At 38.9% G+C, this 16,734-nt stretch carries 17 protein-coding genes; 13 read left to right on the forward strand and 4 right to left on the reverse strand.

Annotated elements, in window-relative coordinates; all coding sequences use genetic code 11:
* The first annotated feature begins 2 nt into the window (after window positions 1-2).
* From ACQKMP_RS11645 to ACQKMP_RS11675, 7 genes are all read left to right on the forward strand, one after another.
* Complete coding sequence (locus ACQKMP_RS11645) at window positions 3-800, forward strand: ABC transporter permease (protein ID WP_076300537.1); 798 nt, start codon at window positions 3-5, stop codon at window positions 798-800.
* Window positions 801-956: 156 nt separating this feature from the next.
* A complete protein-coding gene (locus ACQKMP_RS11650) occupies window positions 957-2,744 on the forward strand; it encodes an ABC transporter ATP-binding protein (RefSeq protein WP_427469400.1) in 1,788 nt (595 codons plus the stop codon).
* On the forward strand, window positions 2,695-4,113 hold the full coding sequence (locus ACQKMP_RS11655) for a radical SAM protein (protein ID WP_405174633.1): 1,419 nt from the start codon (window positions 2,695-2,697) through the stop codon (window positions 4,111-4,113). Before ACQKMP_RS11650 ends, ACQKMP_RS11655 begins: the two co-directional genes overlap by 50 nt.
* Complete coding sequence (locus ACQKMP_RS11660; protein WP_076284642.1) at window positions 4,110-5,171, forward strand: TIGR04066 family peptide maturation system protein; 1,062 nt, start codon at window positions 4,110-4,112, stop codon at window positions 5,169-5,171. The genes ACQKMP_RS11655 and ACQKMP_RS11660 overlap by 4 nt, the downstream gene beginning before the upstream one ends.
* A gap of 14 nt (window positions 5,172-5,185) precedes the next feature.
* The gene (locus ACQKMP_RS11665; protein ID WP_042189946.1) at window positions 5,186-5,413 is read left to right on the forward strand and encodes a hypothetical protein; all 228 of its coding nucleotides are present in this window, start codon (window positions 5,186-5,188) and stop codon (window positions 5,411-5,413) included.
* A 94-nt stretch (window positions 5,414-5,507) separates the two neighbouring features.
* Window positions 5,508-5,651: a hypothetical protein gene (locus tag ACQKMP_RS11670; RefSeq protein ID WP_156113154.1), complete on the forward strand. Its 144-nt coding sequence runs from the start codon at window positions 5,508-5,510 to the stop codon at window positions 5,649-5,651.
* A gap of 271 nt (window positions 5,652-5,922) precedes the next feature.
* The gene (locus ACQKMP_RS11675; protein WP_060622809.1) at window positions 5,923-6,282 is read left to right on the forward strand and encodes a hypothetical protein; all 360 of its coding nucleotides are present in this window, start codon (window positions 5,923-5,925) and stop codon (window positions 6,280-6,282) included.
* Window positions 6,283-6,317: 35 nt separating this feature from the next.
* Here ACQKMP_RS11675 and ACQKMP_RS11680 read toward each other — a convergent pair whose 3' ends face one another.
* Entirely contained in the window at window positions 6,318-7,580 is a 1,263-nt protein-coding gene (locus ACQKMP_RS11680) for a serine hydrolase domain-containing protein (RefSeq protein WP_427469401.1), read from the reverse strand.
* A 66-nt stretch (window positions 7,581-7,646) separates the two neighbouring features.
* On the opposite strand from ACQKMP_RS11680, the gene ACQKMP_RS11685 reads away from it, so the two are divergent.
* From ACQKMP_RS11685 to ACQKMP_RS11700, 4 genes are all read left to right on the forward strand, one after another.
* Window positions 7,647-8,330 carry a response regulator transcription factor gene (locus tag ACQKMP_RS11685; RefSeq protein ID WP_076300532.1) on the forward strand — a complete coding sequence of 228 codons (684 nt, stop codon included), beginning with the start codon at window positions 7,647-7,649 and terminating at the stop codon, window positions 8,328-8,330.
* A gap of 3 nt (window positions 8,331-8,333) precedes the next feature.
* Window positions 8,334-9,602, forward strand: a complete 1,269-nt coding sequence (locus tag ACQKMP_RS11690) for a HAMP domain-containing sensor histidine kinase (protein WP_427469402.1) — start codon at window positions 8,334-8,336, stop codon at window positions 9,600-9,602.
* 165 nt (window positions 9,603-9,767) lie between these two features.
* Window positions 9,768-10,541: an ABC transporter ATP-binding protein gene (locus ACQKMP_RS11695; protein ID WP_405174628.1), complete on the forward strand. Its 774-nt coding sequence runs from the start codon at window positions 9,768-9,770 to the stop codon at window positions 10,539-10,541.
* A 2-nt stretch (window positions 10,542-10,543) separates the two neighbouring features.
* The gene (locus ACQKMP_RS11700; RefSeq protein ID WP_427469404.1) at window positions 10,544-12,886 is read left to right on the forward strand and encodes an ABC transporter permease; all 2,343 of its coding nucleotides are present in this window, start codon (window positions 10,544-10,546) and stop codon (window positions 12,884-12,886) included.
* 87 nt (window positions 12,887-12,973) lie between these two features.
* On the opposite strand, the gene ACQKMP_RS11705 is transcribed toward ACQKMP_RS11700, so the two are convergent.
* Both ACQKMP_RS11705 and ACQKMP_RS11710 read right to left on the reverse strand, forming a co-directional pair.
* Window positions 12,974-13,402, reverse strand: a complete 429-nt coding sequence (locus tag ACQKMP_RS11705) for a VOC family protein (protein WP_042189935.1) — start codon at window positions 13,400-13,402, stop codon at window positions 12,974-12,976.
* Window positions 13,403-13,591: 189 nt separating this feature from the next.
* Window positions 13,592-13,990: a DUF2871 domain-containing protein gene (locus tag ACQKMP_RS11710; RefSeq protein ID WP_042189934.1), complete on the reverse strand. Its 399-nt coding sequence runs from the start codon at window positions 13,988-13,990 to the stop codon at window positions 13,592-13,594.
* A gap of 349 nt (window positions 13,991-14,339) precedes the next feature.
* On the opposite strand from ACQKMP_RS11710, the gene ACQKMP_RS11715 reads away from it, so the two are divergent.
* Window positions 14,340-14,555, forward strand: a complete 216-nt coding sequence (locus ACQKMP_RS11715) for a hypothetical protein (protein ID WP_427469405.1) — start codon at window positions 14,340-14,342, stop codon at window positions 14,553-14,555.
* Window positions 14,556-14,671: 116 nt separating this feature from the next.
* Here the strand turns inward: ACQKMP_RS11715 and ACQKMP_RS11720 are convergent, their stop codons facing one another.
* Entirely contained in the window at window positions 14,672-15,637 is a 966-nt protein-coding gene (locus tag ACQKMP_RS11720; RefSeq protein WP_339242522.1) for a nitronate monooxygenase, read from the reverse strand.
* A 208-nt stretch (window positions 15,638-15,845) separates the two neighbouring features.
* On the opposite strand from ACQKMP_RS11720, the gene ACQKMP_RS11725 reads away from it, so the two are divergent.
* Window positions 15,846-16,508, forward strand: a complete 663-nt coding sequence (locus tag ACQKMP_RS11725; RefSeq protein WP_427469406.1) for an MgtC/SapB family protein — start codon at window positions 15,846-15,848, stop codon at window positions 16,506-16,508.
* The last annotated feature ends 226 nt before the right edge of the window (window positions 16,509-16,734 follow it).

The following is a 16,734-nucleotide window of genomic DNA, read 5'->3' on the forward strand; positions in this document are numbered from 1 at the left end:
CAATGAGGGATTTTCTGAAAGCTGAGTCTTACTTTATAAGAAGGGATATCATGTTTAAGGGAATTTCTCTTCTGTTCCTTATAGCAAGTCTGGTACTAGCAATCTGGATTGGCGGTAAAGGTGGTTTTGAAATCGGTAATCTCGCGGAACCCTTAACGATTGTGACACCTTTATCTTTATTTTTTTATTTTATTATTCCAGTTTACGTATGTTTTTTTGCAACCGAAGGATTTGAATATGGATCTATCAAAGTTATCCTGGCTTCCGGACAAAGTAGGTTTATCTATATCACGGGGAAATACCTTTCTGTTTTTAAAATTATTATATGGTGGATTTTACAATTTACAGTAGTGTTTTATCTCGCTTATATGATAGCTGCTTTGATAATTGGGACTGACATCGGTAATCGTAATTTTTCTGCTGACTTGATTCAAGTTTCCCGTGTACTGGGATTAAATATCCTTTATTTATCAGCTTATGCTGCTCTAATCATTATGGTAGGTATTCTTATTAAAAGAACGGCTTCAGCGGTGGTTGTAACTTTTCTAATTATATTCGGGGACTTCATGATATCCGGTTATTTCCGTGATGCTTCCTCCGCATTGTTAAGGGGGATTTCAGACCATGCTTTAACGACTCAGGTTATGAAGTTTTCCGGAATCTACGTCGTTAATTCACAACATATAGTCCTAACCGGAGCAAAGAGCTTTATGGAAGTGGTGTTGATTCCTGTGATTATCATAGCTATTAGTTTGTCTGTCACCTATATTTCGTTTGGAAAAAGAGATATACACGCGTAGATAAAGGAGGAATTGAAATGGACAGGGGTAATAGATCACCAAAAACGATCGTTATTGTAGGTGCGTTGCTAGCTATTGTAGTTTTTGTTGTTCTTTTTGTTGGTATTGAGATGGGATGAGGCTAGTCTCAGTATATGTCGCGGGGAGTTATGTGAAATGAAATACAATGTAGTATGGATCAGCATTAAAGAGTTATTTCATCCTTACCGTAAAAACATTTGGATAATCAGTATTGTTATGTTGGTGACTTCTATAGGGAGCTTTTTGACTCCTTGGTTTACCAAGCAACTTATTGACATTGGTATTCTAGGTTTGGATTTTTATCGAGTTATTCAATACGTAGGACTGATTTTTTTAATATTCCTTATCCAACAATTACTTGGTATTTTTCAATTCTATTACTATAAGGAAATAAGTGTGAGAATACCATATGACTTGAATAAGAAAGCTTGTAAACATGTGTTATCCGTACGCACGAAATTTTTTAAAGACAGAAATTTCTCAGTAGTGATGTCTGAGCTTTTTCAAGATATCGCCAACATATCGTCTTTGACAGACACGCAATTTTTAACATCTTTCGTTAATCTATTTAAAGTTTTCGCCGGCTTAACAGCATTGTTTTATATTAACTGGAAATTAACTCTAGTTATGCTCGCTACAATTCCAGTCAAAATGCTAATCAGCAGTTTTTTATATAAAAAGCAAGTAAAGGTATATGAAATCATTATGCACTTGCAATCAAATTTCTCAGAATGGTTAGGGGATGCAATTAGTGGCATTGAAGCGATAAAAGTATGGGGGATTACTGGAAAACGACTAGCGAAACTGAAAGTGAATCTGGATGGAAGTAAAAATGCTAAATCCAAGTTAATGCGTTATGGATTTATTGATAGTATATCGGGTTCATTAATGACGACATTGTTTACTTGTGGTCTTTACTTGTACGGTGCTTGGTTAATCCAAAAAGATGAAATCACTATTGGCGGTCTGGTATCCTTCATTTCGTACTCATCATTGGTATTTGAACCAATTACTATCATATCGTATTTGATTACTCAATTATCCAGCGTGAAACCAGCTTTTGAGCGGTTTTTAAAATTTCTAAATACGGATGCTGAAATTGATAAACCGGAAGCGAAGGAATTATTAGAATCAATATCTATCAATGATCTGAAATTCGAAAACGTATCCTTGGTTTATGAGAATGAAAAAGCTCTGGATCAAGTGAATTTCACCATTCAAAAAGGTGAGAAAGTAGCGATTATTGGTTTGAACGGCAGCGGCAAATCATCTGTTGTAAATCTGCTGCTAAGATTCTATGAGCCAACTGAAGGCAGCATCAAAATAAACGATAAAGATGTGAAAGAGTATACTTTTGAATCCTATCGCTCAATATGGAGCTTGATGGCTCAAAACAATTATCTTTTCAATGATACTGTGGCGAACAATATCAACATTTCTGAAGAACTTACACTTACTGAGATATTGGAAAGCTGCAAACAATCAGGGGCATATTCATTTATCCAAGACCTGCCCGAAAAAATGGACACTCGAATTGGTTATAATGGCGCTAAACTATCGGGTGGACAAAAACAAAAAATAGCACTTGCCCGAACATTAGCACGTAAGGATACAAAAATTCTGCTATTGGATGAAGCAACCTCAAGCTATGACTATTATTCGGAGCAGGTTTTTAACGAGGAACTGTTATCTTCAGATCGTTATATGATGACTATCATTATCACGCATCGACCGGAAGTATTAAAGAGATTAGATAAGATCATTTATTTAAATGGTGGCAAGGTTCTTGGGATAGGAACTTTTGATGAGTTGTATACATCTCAGGAGAGTTTTAGAGATATGATTACTAGTACGCAAAGGGAGGAAACCCCGGATGCCTTTTATTCCTTTTCAAACGAGAGCGAATCTACATTACGTCTATGACATGAATAGAAACAGTATTTATAAAATCAAACAGAATCAGTATGAAGCGTTAAGTCATATTTCTGAAGGCAGTTATGAGGAAGCTGATGTAAATGTGCTTAAAGATTTTCAAAAGAGAGGGCTTTTAGCTGAATCTCCGATTCTACAAATTGAGCATCCGGCAAGTCAAATGTTGGAGTACCAGTTAGAGCGCTGTGTTAACTCAATCACTTTTCAAATGTCTCAAAATTGCAACTTGCGTTGTGGTTACTGTCCTTACTCAAGCAATGAAATTTATAATAATCGTTCACATTCTGCCCTGAATATAACCTGGGATACTCTGCAGCAAGGGATTGATTTCCTTGTAGCCCATTCTAAAGACGTGGACCACTTGCATGTAGCTTTTTATGGTGGGGAGCCTTTGATTGAAAAAAAACTCATCATAGATACTATGAAATATACACAGGAAAAAGTCAGCGGCAAAGAAATTTCCTTTGGTATGACTACTAATGGCACACTTCTGGATGATAGTTTTGCAAGGGAAGTTCGTGATTTTAACATATCCATTATGATTAGCCTGGATGGACCGAAGGATGTTCATAATGAAAATAGGACGTTTGTAAATGGACGTGGTTCCTATGAGATTGTATATCGTAATGTTGTACATATTCGAGATAACTATCCTGATCTATATCAAAAACTGAAGTTCAATACAGTTATTAGTCCAGATGGTAAGTTCGAAGAAATCTTTGATTATTTTAGAGCGGGAGAAGGAGTTAGTGACCTCTCTAAAGTTAACTTTAATACACTATCCATGAACTATACAGAGACGGAATTCGTTTATGGTGAGGCTTATTTTGAAGAACGAAATTACGAAGCTTTGAAGGCATATCTATTGCTGCTAGGAAAAGTAAAAGAAGAGCCTGTGGCCTATCATAAACGTGATATTGAAACCATTTATAGCTACAAAGAGTTTCTTTCGCCAATCAATGAGACCCCAAAAATTGCTCATCCTAGCGGGACTTGTATACCAGGCTTGAAAAAACTTTTTGTAGATGTAAACGGTAACTTTTTTCCTTGTGAGCGTATAGATGAAAATTCTTCACTAATGAAAATGGGAAATCTTCAGGATGGTTTTGATATTAAAAAGGTTCGAGAAATTTTGAATGTTGGAGCAGTTACGGAACAACACTGTAAAGAATGCTGGGCCTTTCATTGCTGCTCTATATGCCCCGCTGCAGCGGATAATGGAAAGGATGAACATTATTCAGAAAGCTATAAGCTTAGCAAATGCAACAGGGTTAAAGCGTCGGCATTAGAGAATTTGAAGAACTATACGATGATGAGGGAATTTAAATATCAGTTTAAAAGAGAGGATATTTCACTGTGAAGAAAAAACTGGCGGTTTACCCTTTTCATAAAGGTCTGATGCCTTTATTGCTAACAGAAAGTGAGCTTCAGAATTTCGAGCTGATATATGCCGTAGTTCCAAAAGGCTGGGAGTCATTCGATGAAGTGGACGACACTAAAAAGGCTTTAATATGTGATGAAGAGAGCTTTTATTTAAATGATCTGATTAACTCTGTTGATGTACTGTTATTATGTAAGCCTCAATTTCAAGTTGATGAATCAGGTTACTGCCGGTTAACTTCTCTTGCAGAAGAGAAGGGAAAGCATATTATGTACGTGGCTGAATTGAAAACTGTATTAAACCAATCAACCATAGAGGGTTGGGAATGTCTGAATCTAGAGCATCCTTCTATATCGAAACAGAAAGCATTAGCGAGTATCGACGTCCCAGTTATTTTAATTATGGGGATGGGGGAAAACTGCGGAAAATGGAATTTGCAGCTTAAACTAAGTGAAAACTTTCGCAATTCGGGATATAAGATGAGTTTGATTTCCAGCAATGCACTATCTAGATTATGGGGATACCATACAATCCCAGACATTATAGACGGCAATGATCTAACGTTTTCAGAACAGGTCGAGAGTATTAATGCCTATATTAAATATATAGAACAAGCTGAGAATCCAGATGTCATTATTATTGGAGTTCCAGGAAGCATTCTTAAGTATAGCACTTCAGTTCCCAATGGATATGGGTATATACCTTTCCTAATCAGTAATGCAGTCACACCAGATATCACAATATTAAGTTTGTATAACGGAAATTACGAAGAATCCCATTTGAAAGAAATGAAGTCCACTTGTTTATACAAATATGGCGTTAATATTGATTACTATCATATTTCTGAGAATGTTTGTTTATATAATCCAGAAGCAAGACAACTAGAATACTATTCTGTAGATTATCTGGACTCAGTGGAAAACAATTCCTATTCTCAAGAGGGGATGTATACTTTTAATCTTTCTAATTCTACAAGTCAGGAAGAGGCTTTTAGAAGAATTATAAGTGAGCTGCAAAATAATATTCCGATGATTTAAAGGAGGGGAAGGAGTTGTTGTATCTAAACGAACAGGTTATAGAAGAAACAGTCAAAAATTATGTCAAAGAATTCGATAGAACGACCAATCTATTAGGTGTAACTTCTGTTAGAAATATCATTTATATTTTAACAGATCTCGAGAACGAACTTGGATTCCAGATCAATGATTCTTTTGTCCGTGAAATCAAAGACTTAACTGTAGAAAAACTTATTGAAGTTATACCGAAACATCTAAAGTAGTGGCATAGAAATTTCGCTCTATCATTCTCAATGCTGACATAAGAGATGTATTCAAAACAGACCCTATGACAAACTGAAAGGAGGGGACTAAACAATGGAACTGAATAAAAACGCTTCTCAACAAGTAGCTCCTATGGTCTCTACATTTGCAGCTTGCTGGTGTATGTGCCTATGCCTTATTTTTACAGAAAAAAGACATAGTGACCAATTAGATGCTTTGAATGCTGTTAAAAATTAGTGAATTTATGCATCATTAATTGAGATCCTGTTTTTGACGAAGTTTTATTAGAAAATTGGCTGTTTTGGATACATCCTTTATGTCAGCATTTAAACTCTAATATAAAATCTCCGGCAACAATATTGCCAGGAGATTTTTTTGTTCAGGGCTTGTTTTGATTGGGCTGATATCGGAAGAGTACTGAAAGTCACAGAGGATTATTTTAATTATCGATATAATGAAAGCGTTATCTTTTTTATTGCAGTTTACTTAAATTAAAAGGAGATAAGCTATGAGAGTGAGCAAAGTTTCTTTTAACCAGCTTGTGTTTATTTGTTTAGGGATTCAATACATGTTAATGCATTTGTTCTCTGCAGGCGAGGCGATTGTCATCACATCCATAGAGCTTGTTATATACATGATTTTTACCGTTGTTGGCCTTGTAGGATTTTTTATGCGGAGCAGAAAAGTGGATAGTGAGGCTATTTCCGGATTGGTCGCATTATTCTTCAGTGTATTATGGATGGTATCTTTATTTTCGCAATTTAAGAAAGAAAGCTACCCAGATGCTTTAACGGTAATTAATTCGCTTGGCGTAGCTACTGCCTTACTTGTGCTTCTGGCTGAGTTCATCATTATAGCTAAGGCCTAGCGTAAACACAAACAAAAAAAACAAGACAGGTCTATTTAAGACTTGTCTTGTTTTTTGTGCATCCCCAGAAATGAAAGCTCACCCTGTACATTCCGCTTAAATTCATACTCTGAATCATGCTTCGTATGATGGAATCTTGTTTCCGAGATTGGATAAAAGGGAGTGACCTCTACATCATTCCAGACAAAATAGTAATCTTGCCCACTACGCTCCACGCTCGCTTTGCAGCCATATCCCTCATAGGTTCCCATATATGAAGCATAAATGCTGTCATCAAGCGGGAAGGCATGTGGAGAGACAGGCACCCTTTCAGGTTCGCCGAATACTAATCCAGCTAGCGATTCTGTTAACTTAGTGACGGGTACGCAATCATAATTAGTCAACATGATGACGCTTGTTTGATCTTCAGGGTATCTATGCAGTTCACTTCGGAAGCCGCGATAGGCACCGCCGTGATACATTCTTTTTCGATCAAAACGTTCGTCCAAGAACCAACCGAATCGATATTTGAGATTACTGGAATGAAAAGCCATCTCTAGGGTGTTATGAGACACTAATTGATCAGAGTACAAGGCTTGATCCCACAGGAAAAGATCGGCAGCCGTCGAATACATCCCGCCAGCGGATAAGATAGAACTCATATCTATGTATTCCCCCTGAGTATACTCTCCCCAAGAAGAATGATAAGGCGAGGCTAATTTCGGAATAATTTGCTGGTTGTTATAAACTCCTGTATTTACCATGCCCAGAGGCTGTAATATAAAAGTAGTGATATAATCTTCAAATGTCATCCCTGTAATCTTCTCAATAATCATCCCCAGCAAATAATAACCTGAGTTGTTATAGGCAAATGAAGTGCCAGGCATAAATGCAGGGGGCTGACTCACAAATAGCTGAAACATCTCCTGTGGAGTCAGCTTTAGCTTATTTAATTTTTGATTATATTCGGGTATGGAAGTGTAGTTGGCTATACCAGAGGTATGTCCCAGCAGGTGAAGGATGGTAATCCCCTCTAGTGCATGCTGCTGAGGGAGATATTTTAGGATTGGATCTTCCAGTCTAAGACGTTTTTGTTCTTTTAGCATCAGGATAGCCATGCCAGTGAATGATTTGGTAAGTGACCAGATCCGGAATTTGGTATCTAAAGTGTTCGGGACCTGATGTTCAAGATTCGCATATCCGTACGCTTTATGTAACTTGATTTCTCCACGCTGAGCTATTAAGACTGTGCCACTTAATGGCCAGCTTTGTTCGTATTTATCTAAATAGTGCTCCAGACGCTGGAATTGTGTATCCACAGGTAACCCCTCCTTAAAGGCATATTCTAACATAATAATAAATTCAGTTGAAGCGGAGAGAAATCGATGAGATATGATTGTTTGATTATTGATGATGAAATTGAACTTGCGGAGACCACCTGCGAATATTTTAATTTGTTTGATGTTCAAACCGCATTTGTTACGAGCGCCGATGCCTGTCGGAGCTTTTTGAGTGAGCATCAGGTGTCGATGTTACTCCTAGATATTAATTTAGGTGGTGAATCCGGCTTCCAGTTATGCAAAGAACTGCGTCAGACGACCGGGATTCCCATCCTGTTTATTAGTGCCCGCTCCAGTGAGGATGATGTATTAATTGCGCTAGATATCGGGGGAGATGATTATATTCATAAGCCGTATACCCTGAGAGTGCTGCTGGCAAAAGTAAAGGCGGTGCTTAAACGGTACAACAACGAAGTTGTAGCCGAGTCCTCCCTTCTTGAATCCGGACCCATCCAGATTGATCCCGAACTCAGAAGGGCAAGTCTTAACGGCGTACCCCTCAAGCTGAAAACAATGGAATATAAATTGCTAAAGTTTTTGATCCAGCATAAAAATCGGGTAATCCCTAAAGAGGAGCTATTTACAGGGGTATGGGGGGATGTTTTTGCGGGAGATGGCACCTTAAATGTACATATCCGTCATCTTCGTGAGAAGATTGAGCAGAATCCTAACGATCCACAGTACATCCGTACCGTATGGGGCATCGGTTATGCTTTTGAGGATAAATAAGCTATGACTAAAAAACTGCTGATAGCTCTGATGCTCACTATACTCGCTGCAAGTATAACTCTCTTATTGCTGATATTTAATTTGAAGGTGGAGACCTCAACAGACCGAGTGGCGATCAATACCATTGTTAAGCTTACAGAGCAGCATTGGGATAAGCTTGAGCCGAAACTGTACAAGGAAAGTCCCTATGATTTCGCCATTATTGATACTTCTGGTGAACTAAAATATCAGACTGAAAATGCGATTTCCGTTAGCGTTAATGAAGCTATCAATAATCGGGATACCTTAGTCGACGTTGTTGTTCAGGATCAGCTGGTGGGTAAAGTAATTATTAATAATGATTACCGTACGATTTTTATACATATGAAACAACAATTTATACAAGTTTCAGTTGCGATGCTGCTTTTGCTTACAATTCTAGGCATCCTCTATATTTGGTTCCTGAATAGATCCATTCTTCGTCCGTTTCGCAAAATGCAGCTATTCGCAAAGCATATCGCAAGAGGCGATCTTGAAGTGCCTCTGGAGATGGATCGTAATCATCTATTTGGTGCTTTTACCGAAAGCTTCGATATGATGCGGGAAGAGCTTGCGGCGGCTAGGCACAGTGAATATTTAGCGAATAAGAGTAAGAAGGAGCTGGTTGCTAGTCTCAGTCATGATATTAAGACACCCGTCGCTTCGATGAAGGCGATTACGGAACTGATGTTATTAAGCGCAAGAGATGAGAAGACAAGTAGACAGCTAAACACCTTGTATTCCAAAGCGGATCAGATTGATCGTCTGGTCACAGACATGTTCCATTCCACCTTGGAGGAACTGAATGAACTAAAAGTCAGCTTAACGGAGGAGCATAGTCACCTCCTGACCCAAATTATAAATAATGTGAATTTCTACGAACGGATTTCAGCAGCATCTGTGCCAGACTGCATCATTATGGTGGATCCCTTACGGCTGCAGCAGGTCATCGATAATGTGGTGAACAATTCCTATAAGTATGCCTACGCCGGTACACCCATCGATATTCAATTCGAGATTAGGGATCATTATCTGGAGATTGATGTTCTGGATTATGGTCCGGGTATCCCTGAGGAGGAATTGCCTTTAATATTCAATAAATTCTTTAGGGGCAGTCTGGCCGTGAGCCAGAACGGTGCAGGTCTAGGTCTGTACATTTCTCGTTATATGATGCAAAAAATGCAGGGCGACATTGTATGCTCCAATCGGGAGGATGGATTTACTGTAAAGCTGCTGATTCCTTTAGCAGGATAGAATTAAGAATTCGCTAAGGATTGCACAAAGACATGTTAAGAACATTTAACGTACGATTAGGTTGCAATTACGAATGAGTCTGTGATTGCAGCCATTATATTGTGCGTAGAGCTAGGGTTACTATTAGCGTAATTAATGAGCATGAATGTAAATGGAGTGTTCAACATGAACGAAGTGAATAATAAAGTATTGATGCAGACCTATAAGCTTGGAAAAACCTTTTCCCATGGAGGAACTCAGCAGCATGTATTAAAAAATCTGGATCTGACCTTATATCATGGTGATTTCACGATTATCATGGGCAGCTCTGGTTCTGGTAAATCAACACTGCTGTATGCCATTTCGGGAATGGATAAACCAACGCTTGGAGAGGTCTTGTTTGAAGGTCAAGATATTACGGCGATGAGTAATGATCAGCTGGCGATATTCCGGCGGAAGAATTGTGGATTTGTGTTTCAGCAGATCCATCTGCTCGATTCAATGAGTGTGCTCGACAATGTATTATCAAGTGCTTTTCTTGTCCAAAAGGATAGAGCTGGGGCTGTGGAAAAAGCCAAAAAGCTGCTCTTAGATGTAGGCCTGGATGACACCATCTGGGGTAAGTTTCCAGCACAAATCTCAGGAGGAGAAGCTCAGCGTGCCGGAATTATCCGGGCCCTGATCAACAGTCCAAAAGCGGTCTTTGCGGATGAGCCGACTGGAGCGCTAAATAGCTCAGCAGGAATAGGGGTACTGCGTGTCCTAACCGAGGTAAATAAGCAGGGGCAAAGCATAATTATGGTAACCCATGATCTCAAAACTGCGCTGCGTGGTAATCGGATCTTGTATCTGCAGGATGGAGTAGTCATCGGGGATTTGCGCCTTTCCCCTTATAGCGAAGATAGTGGACCTGAACGGCAGCAGCAATTACAGTCCTTTCTGACCGAATTGGGGTGGTAGGGATGAGAAGCTTAATAGGAAAGCTTGCTTGGTCCAATATTCGTAAAAGAAAAAGTGCAACGATTACGCTCTTCGTATTGATTATGATTGCTGCGCTGCTGCTGAACATTGGCCTCACGGTCAGCTTGAAGCTTAATTCTTTTCAGCAAGAAAAAATATTGAAGCTAAATACACCTGATATCACCGCTTATTTTCCTTTAAATGAGAATGTGAAGAATTATGAATCTCTGGTGGATAGCTATCCTTATACTGAAACATGGGAGAATGAGGCGGCGCTTCTGCTACCTGATGTAAAGATAAACTACGGGGGAAACAATACAGCTATTGCTTTCTTGATTCTTAATAAGGATTCGCAGCGCTCTATGGGACTATTTAATACCACTTCTCGGTTGGAACCTGCGGATCAAAATACAATTTATTTGCCGTATATCTTTCACGGAGGCTCAGGGTATAACCTTGGGGACACGATCTCGTTTGAATACGATAACAACAAATTTACTTATACCATCGGTGGATTTACGGAGGAACCCCTTTTTGGGACATTGACGAATGGGGCTTTGAAAATATTTTTAAACGATGAAGGTTATAAGCAATTAGAGGAACGGCTTGGGAAAGAAGTTCAATTTAATTTTTTATCTGTACAATTAAACGAACGGGCGAAAGAAGTCAAGCTGGAGCAAAAGTTGAGTGAACAGATTTTTGGATCTGGAAACACAAGTTCATTTTTAGTCATGCGAACTGATGTGGGGCTCGAAGGTAACCGTGTTTTTGTGAATATTTTAGCCGCTATTCTGATTGTATTTGCATTGATCATGGTTGTAATCTCGTTGATTGTGATCAGGTTTCAGATCTTCGGGAATATTGAGGATAACCTAACCAACATCGGTGTTTTGAAAGCGAACGGTTATACGTCAAGGCAGATCATATCCTCATTTCTTTTACAGTTCGTCTCAGTGTCTATAATGGCCTCCATACCGGGAAGTTTGATTTCTGTTCTAGTCATGCCCTTAGTAGGTAATATGATTTCGTCTTCAGTTGGACTGTTGTGGCCGACAACTTTTGAATTATTAAGTGCTTTGTTGAGTTTGCTTATCGTTACGGTGCTGATTCTCTTAGTTGCCTACCTGTCTAGTAGAAAGATTCGAAGGATTACTCCGATAGCAGCTCTTCAGAGCGGGCTTCTTACCCACAATTTTAAGAAAAATCATTTTCAACTAGCGAGCACTTCATTGAATTTGCAATTCGCCTTAAGTCTGAAGTCTTTATTTAGACAGACCAAGCAGAATTTTATGATCGTGCTGATCGTTGCAGGGTTGACCTTTTCGAGTATATTTTGCTCCATCCTTAATTTTAACTTTAAAGGGGATACTTCAGCCGTTTTAGATTTAGTGGGTCTAGAACGTACCAATTTGCAACTTGATCTAAAAAAAGCTGATCATGATCCAAAGATATTTGCAGAAGTAGAGGCCATGCCTGAGGTTCAGAAGATCTCCATATTGGAAGGTAGAGTAGCTTCTATAGATGATTCCAGTTTTATGATCCGTGTATCTGATGATTATGCCAAGCTGGAGACGCAGACGGTCTATAAAGGTAGGCAGCCCATTTTTGATAATGAAATTGCGATATCCGGTGTAATTGCAAAAATGAAAAATAAATCGATTGGGGACGAGATTCCAGTTACGTTTAATGGGGTAACCCAAAATTATTTGGTGACTGGTCTTAGCCAGCAGATTAATCAGTTAGGTATGGTTGCTACCATAACAGAAGATGGAATGAGAAAATTGCAGCCGAATTACTCAGTCCAGTCCATTAATGTGTACTTAAAGGAAGGGGAAGATCCTCAAGTCTTCATTCAAAAGCTTGAAGAACGTCTCCCTGGACAATGGAACGTAACGAACATTTTAGACATGTTAGAAAGTACGCTCAGTACATTCACTTCAGCAGTATCTTCTATGACAGCAGTCATTACCGCGGTCACAATTATAGTGGTTAGTTTAATTTTGTATTTGGTGATTAAGACGTTGATTATGAAACGTAAGCGGGAATTCGGTATTCTTAAAGGTATCGGATATACGACCTTTAATTTGATGACACAGATTACGTTCAGTCTTTTTCCGGTGATTGTAGTTGGAGTATTATTGGGGAGTTTAGCAGGTTATTTTTTCTCGGATTCGGCGTTTGTATTATTGCTTTCAAGTCTAGGCATTTATAACGTTCAGCTGGCGGTTAGTCTGTCTCAAGTGCTTCTACTGTGTGCTGTCATTCTAGTTGTTGCTTATGTGGTATCCATGTTAGTTGCAAGACGGATTCGGAAGGTCAGTGTATATGATTTGATTATGGACTAAGAGCTTGAACAAGAAACAACGAGCTGGAGGTAGGCTGCACCTGTATTAATAGGTTCCACAGCCACTCCATACTCGTTGTTATTTTTATTACATATTCATTCGTCCGTCATCATAATTGAATTGCCAATCGATGCCGAATTTATCTTTTAGACTACCATAACACGAGCTCCAGAAGGTTTCTTGTAATTCCATACCTACTTTTCCGCCTTCTTTAAGCTTATGGAAATATTTCTTTATGCCATCCAAATCCTTACTAACTACCGAAAGACTAATGTTATTTCCTTCTACAAAAGGCATGCCCGGAAAAACATCAGAGAACATTACATTACTGCCTTCGATATTCAAGCGAGTGTGCATAACTAAATCTTTGGCTTCTTCAGGAAGAGTGAAATTGGGATCAGGTGGTGTTTCGCCAAAGGTCATGATTTGTGGACGTTCAACGCCAAATACCTCCGCGTAAAATTCTGCGGCTTGACGGCAATTCCCATTGAAATTCAGATAAACATCGATAGACATTTACTTCACTCCTTAAAAGTTTTATTGGCATCGAAAGTATAGTTTAAAGTTAAAATTTAAGATACCTCGCTACTTCCATATTGTATCATTTACCAGTGTATAAACAAATATACTTATAGTCTCATTTGGTATGAACTTTTACATGATTATAAAAAGGAGCCGCTGGAATATGATCCAGCGGCTCTTTTCCTATGATTTAATTCGTTTACCGAGCAGAACTAGTAGCCAAATGATACCAGCACCTACTATGGCATGACCGAGACCCGCAATATGCGGTAAGAAGCTGATATCAGTCCCGTTAATTTGCAGCATCCCGCGAGTGGCCATAGTACCGATCGTGATCAGGAGACCAATGTTATATACAATGTACCATGCGCCAAAGGATTTAGCTTCATGGATATTAAATAACTTGGCTAGGATCAATGCGATTATAAAGAAGAAGAAGCCCAGTACAAGGATATGAGTATGAAGTGCAACTAAGATGGTGTTTCCTTCGAAATCATTCATTTTGGTAATTTCACGATAAGCAACACCTGCTATCAAACCAAGAATGGCATAGAAAAAAGACGTGTAATACAATTTTTTCATGATCATGACTCCTTTATGTTTATTGTTATATTGAAATCATATCTTTCAAATAAGAACGCAGTATGAACAAATGATTATATAGTGATTAATTTCACGGAATTGACAAAAATTAATCTCTTAAGCATGTCCCACATAGTTTCCACACAATATTCATCTATAATCATTAATATTATTGAACCCCACTATTCATTGAATTCAGGGTGTTCGATGGCACGGGAGGATGAATATGAAAAAAGCGGATTGGATCATAGCCATTCTAGTTATGGGAATGGGTCTGATGTGCATGTTGGTTTCAGCAAATTTTTTTCGTATTGATTTTTTCCGTATTATAAAGTAGGAGATGGTTTTTTTGAAAAGAGGAGTATTTGCAGTAATCTGTGTTGTTATTTTGTCATTTGGAATTGGAACAGCAGCTTATGCTGCCGGGTTTGCTCCAAGCACTTTTAAAGAGATGTTGCCCTTTATGAAAGAAAGACATCCTAACTTAGGTGATTCCGAGCTAGAACAAATGTATAAGAGCTGTCATCTACAAGAAGGCATTTCTAATACTCGTGGAATGATGTAAGGCTATGCTGATATAGAGTCAACTATAAACAACGCCTTTTAAAAAGAACCCTTTGTTGCATACAACAAAGGGTTCTTTTTTTATCTTTATCATCGCATAAGTATCGTATTACAATCTTAAGTTGCTGGGTTCAATGCTCCCTGATACTCATACATTAAATTGTCAATGATCTGCTGTACGGACAATATCTCTTTAATCTCATGAACTCTGGACCCGGCAAACACTAACCCGTTCTTAACATCTCCTCTAAGGGAAGTTAGCAGGGATTCCATGGTACAGAAGCGATGCGAACAAACCTTTAGACAATTAGAGCATTTGGCTATTTTTAATTTGGCATCATCACTAATACGTTCTGTGAATTCATTACGAATCGCTCTGCCATCTAGCCCAACTGTAGACTTAATTAGAATAGTATCACCTTGCTGAGCATCTACATATTTTTGCTTAAAGGCCAGAGGAGCATCACATTCATGGCTCGCCACGAAACGAGTCCCCATCTGAACACCAGAAGCACCAATCCGAAGGGCTTTTGCGATATCATCTCCCGTCAGAATCCCACCAGCAGCAATAACCGGAATCGAAACGGCTTCTACAACCTCAGGAAGAATTTCGAACATGGATCTTTCTGTGCCCAAATGGCCCCCGGCTTCAAATCCTTCCACTACGACTGCAGAGGCACCAAGTCTTTCGGATATTCTGGCTAATTTGGCGGAGGAAACAATAGACACCACAGGAGTACCATACTCTTTACCCCAAGCATAAATATCTCTGGAAATCCCGGCTCCAGAAATAATAAAGTCCACTTTTTCTTCCAAAGCGACCTTCATTTTATCAGCAAAATCCTTCATCGCGAATAGAACATTCACACCGATATATCCAATCCCTTTTGAGAGCTCTCTTGTTTTGCGAATATGCATTCTCAGTTCATCAGTGGTGATTCCTGTACCGGAAATGGTGCCGATCCCGCCTGCATTGGCTACAGCAGCAGCTAAGCCACTTAAGGATATGCCTACGCCCATACCCCCTTGAATTACAGGAACCTTGGATTTAATATGCCCAAATTGGATTGTTGGCAGTTTCATATACGCACCTCTTTCACTAGTTGTAGACCGTTATAAAATGTCTACTGGAGTAACAGTTATAAAGGTATCACAGTTAAATCTTTGCAGATGTGACTGTGCGCATGCTCAAACTATGTTAAATATCATGTTCATATTATAGGAGGGGGAAATATAGAAATCCGTTTATGATACAATAAATAGCAATATTATAAGGAGAGAAGGACTATGTATGGAGTTTGAATATTTGCTTCGTGTAGTTGGAGCTGGAATTTGTGGTGTTTTAGTTGGCTTTGAACGAAAAAGTCGGATGAAAGAAGCGGGAGTTAGAACGCATTTTATTGTTGCTTTAGGTGCTGCACTTATGATGATCATTTCAAAATATGGATTTCAGGATCAAGCTGATTGGTCCTATGTTAAGCTCGATCCCGCACGTATAGCTGCCCAGGTAGTAAGTGGAGTGGGATTTCTTGGTGCAGGAATGATTTTCATGCATAGACACACTGTGAAGGGCCTGACAACTGCAGCGGGGATTTGGGCAACGGCGGGACTAGGGCTGGCGATTGGATCGGGCCTATATATTCTTGGTGGAGGAGCAACAATTATTATCTTACTTGGACAAAAGATTTTGCATGGCCGATACAGTTGGCTGGCCTCACCGAAAACGCAACAGATTGTGATCTGTCTGACTAATTCAGAAGGAGCCGTGAGTAGAATTCAACAGCTCCTTGAAGGAAAAAATATTACCATTTTAAGCTTTCACGCTGAAAATAATAGTCTTGCCTCCGAATTGAATTTAGAAATTATCGTAAAATTTCCTGAATCGTTTAATGCTGTGAAATTGTTGTCACTGATACAAGAGGACGCGTCTGTTAAGGCAGTAGAGTTTCAATAATTTTTTTAACATTCCGTATCAAAAGTTGGTTTCTATATGAAGAACTTACTTTTGATGCGGGTGCAATTTCCATTTCACTATCAATCCGCGCACGATTCTACCTTTTTTTCAATATTCAGATCCACAAAACTTCTGCATCGACCCCAAACCTCTTTTGTTTTTAAGATATTTCCTCCACCTCTAAATTAAGTTTTTCCTATTTATAGTTTCCGCTCGGTCTATTATG

The sequence above is a fragment of the Paenibacillus sp. NPDC101420 genome, assembly GCF_050277435.1.
GTDB lineage: Bacteria > Bacillota > Bacilli > Paenibacillales > Paenibacillaceae > Paenibacillus_AQ.

What these genes read in the sequence shown, in the direction of transcription:
- ACQKMP_RS11710 (WP_042189934.1), bottom strand. Translation starts at nt 13,990, where the DNA reads ATGAAAAAATTGTATTACACGTCTTTTTTCTATGCCATTCTTGGTTTG.
- ACQKMP_RS11655 (WP_405174633.1), top strand. Translation starts at nt 2,695, where the DNA reads ATGCCTTTTATTCCTTTTCAAACGAGAGCGAATCTACATTACGTCTAT.
- ACQKMP_RS11725 (WP_427469406.1), top strand. Translation starts at nt 15,846, where the DNA reads ATGGAGTTTGAATATTTGCTTCGTGTAGTTGGAGCTGGAATTTGTGGT.
- ACQKMP_RS11690 (WP_427469402.1), top strand. Translation starts at nt 8,334, where the DNA reads ATGACTAAAAAACTGCTGATAGCTCTGATGCTCACTATACTCGCTGCA.
- ACQKMP_RS11720 (WP_339242522.1), bottom strand. Translation starts at nt 15,637, where the DNA reads ATGAAACTGCCAACAATCCAATTTGGGCATATTAAATCCAAGGTTCCT.
- ACQKMP_RS11695 (WP_405174628.1), top strand. Translation starts at nt 9,768, where the DNA reads ATGAACGAAGTGAATAATAAAGTATTGATGCAGACCTATAAGCTTGGA.
- ACQKMP_RS11700 (WP_427469404.1), top strand. Translation starts at nt 10,544, where the DNA reads ATGAGAAGCTTAATAGGAAAGCTTGCTTGGTCCAATATTCGTAAAAGA.
- ACQKMP_RS11675 (WP_060622809.1), top strand. Translation starts at nt 5,923, where the DNA reads ATGAGAGTGAGCAAAGTTTCTTTTAACCAGCTTGTGTTTATTTGTTTA.
- ACQKMP_RS11650 (WP_427469400.1), top strand. Translation starts at nt 957, where the DNA reads ATGAAATACAATGTAGTATGGATCAGCATTAAAGAGTTATTTCATCCT.
- ACQKMP_RS11670 (WP_156113154.1), top strand. Translation starts at nt 5,508, where the DNA reads ATGGAACTGAATAAAAACGCTTCTCAACAAGTAGCTCCTATGGTCTCT.
- ACQKMP_RS11685 (WP_076300532.1), top strand. Translation starts at nt 7,647, where the DNA reads ATGAGATATGATTGTTTGATTATTGATGATGAAATTGAACTTGCGGAG.
- ACQKMP_RS11705 (WP_042189935.1), bottom strand. Translation starts at nt 13,402, where the DNA reads ATGTCTATCGATGTTTATCTGAATTTCAATGGGAATTGCCGTCAAGCC.
- ACQKMP_RS11645 (WP_076300537.1), top strand. Translation starts at nt 3, where the DNA reads ATGAGGGATTTTCTGAAAGCTGAGTCTTACTTTATAAGAAGGGATATC.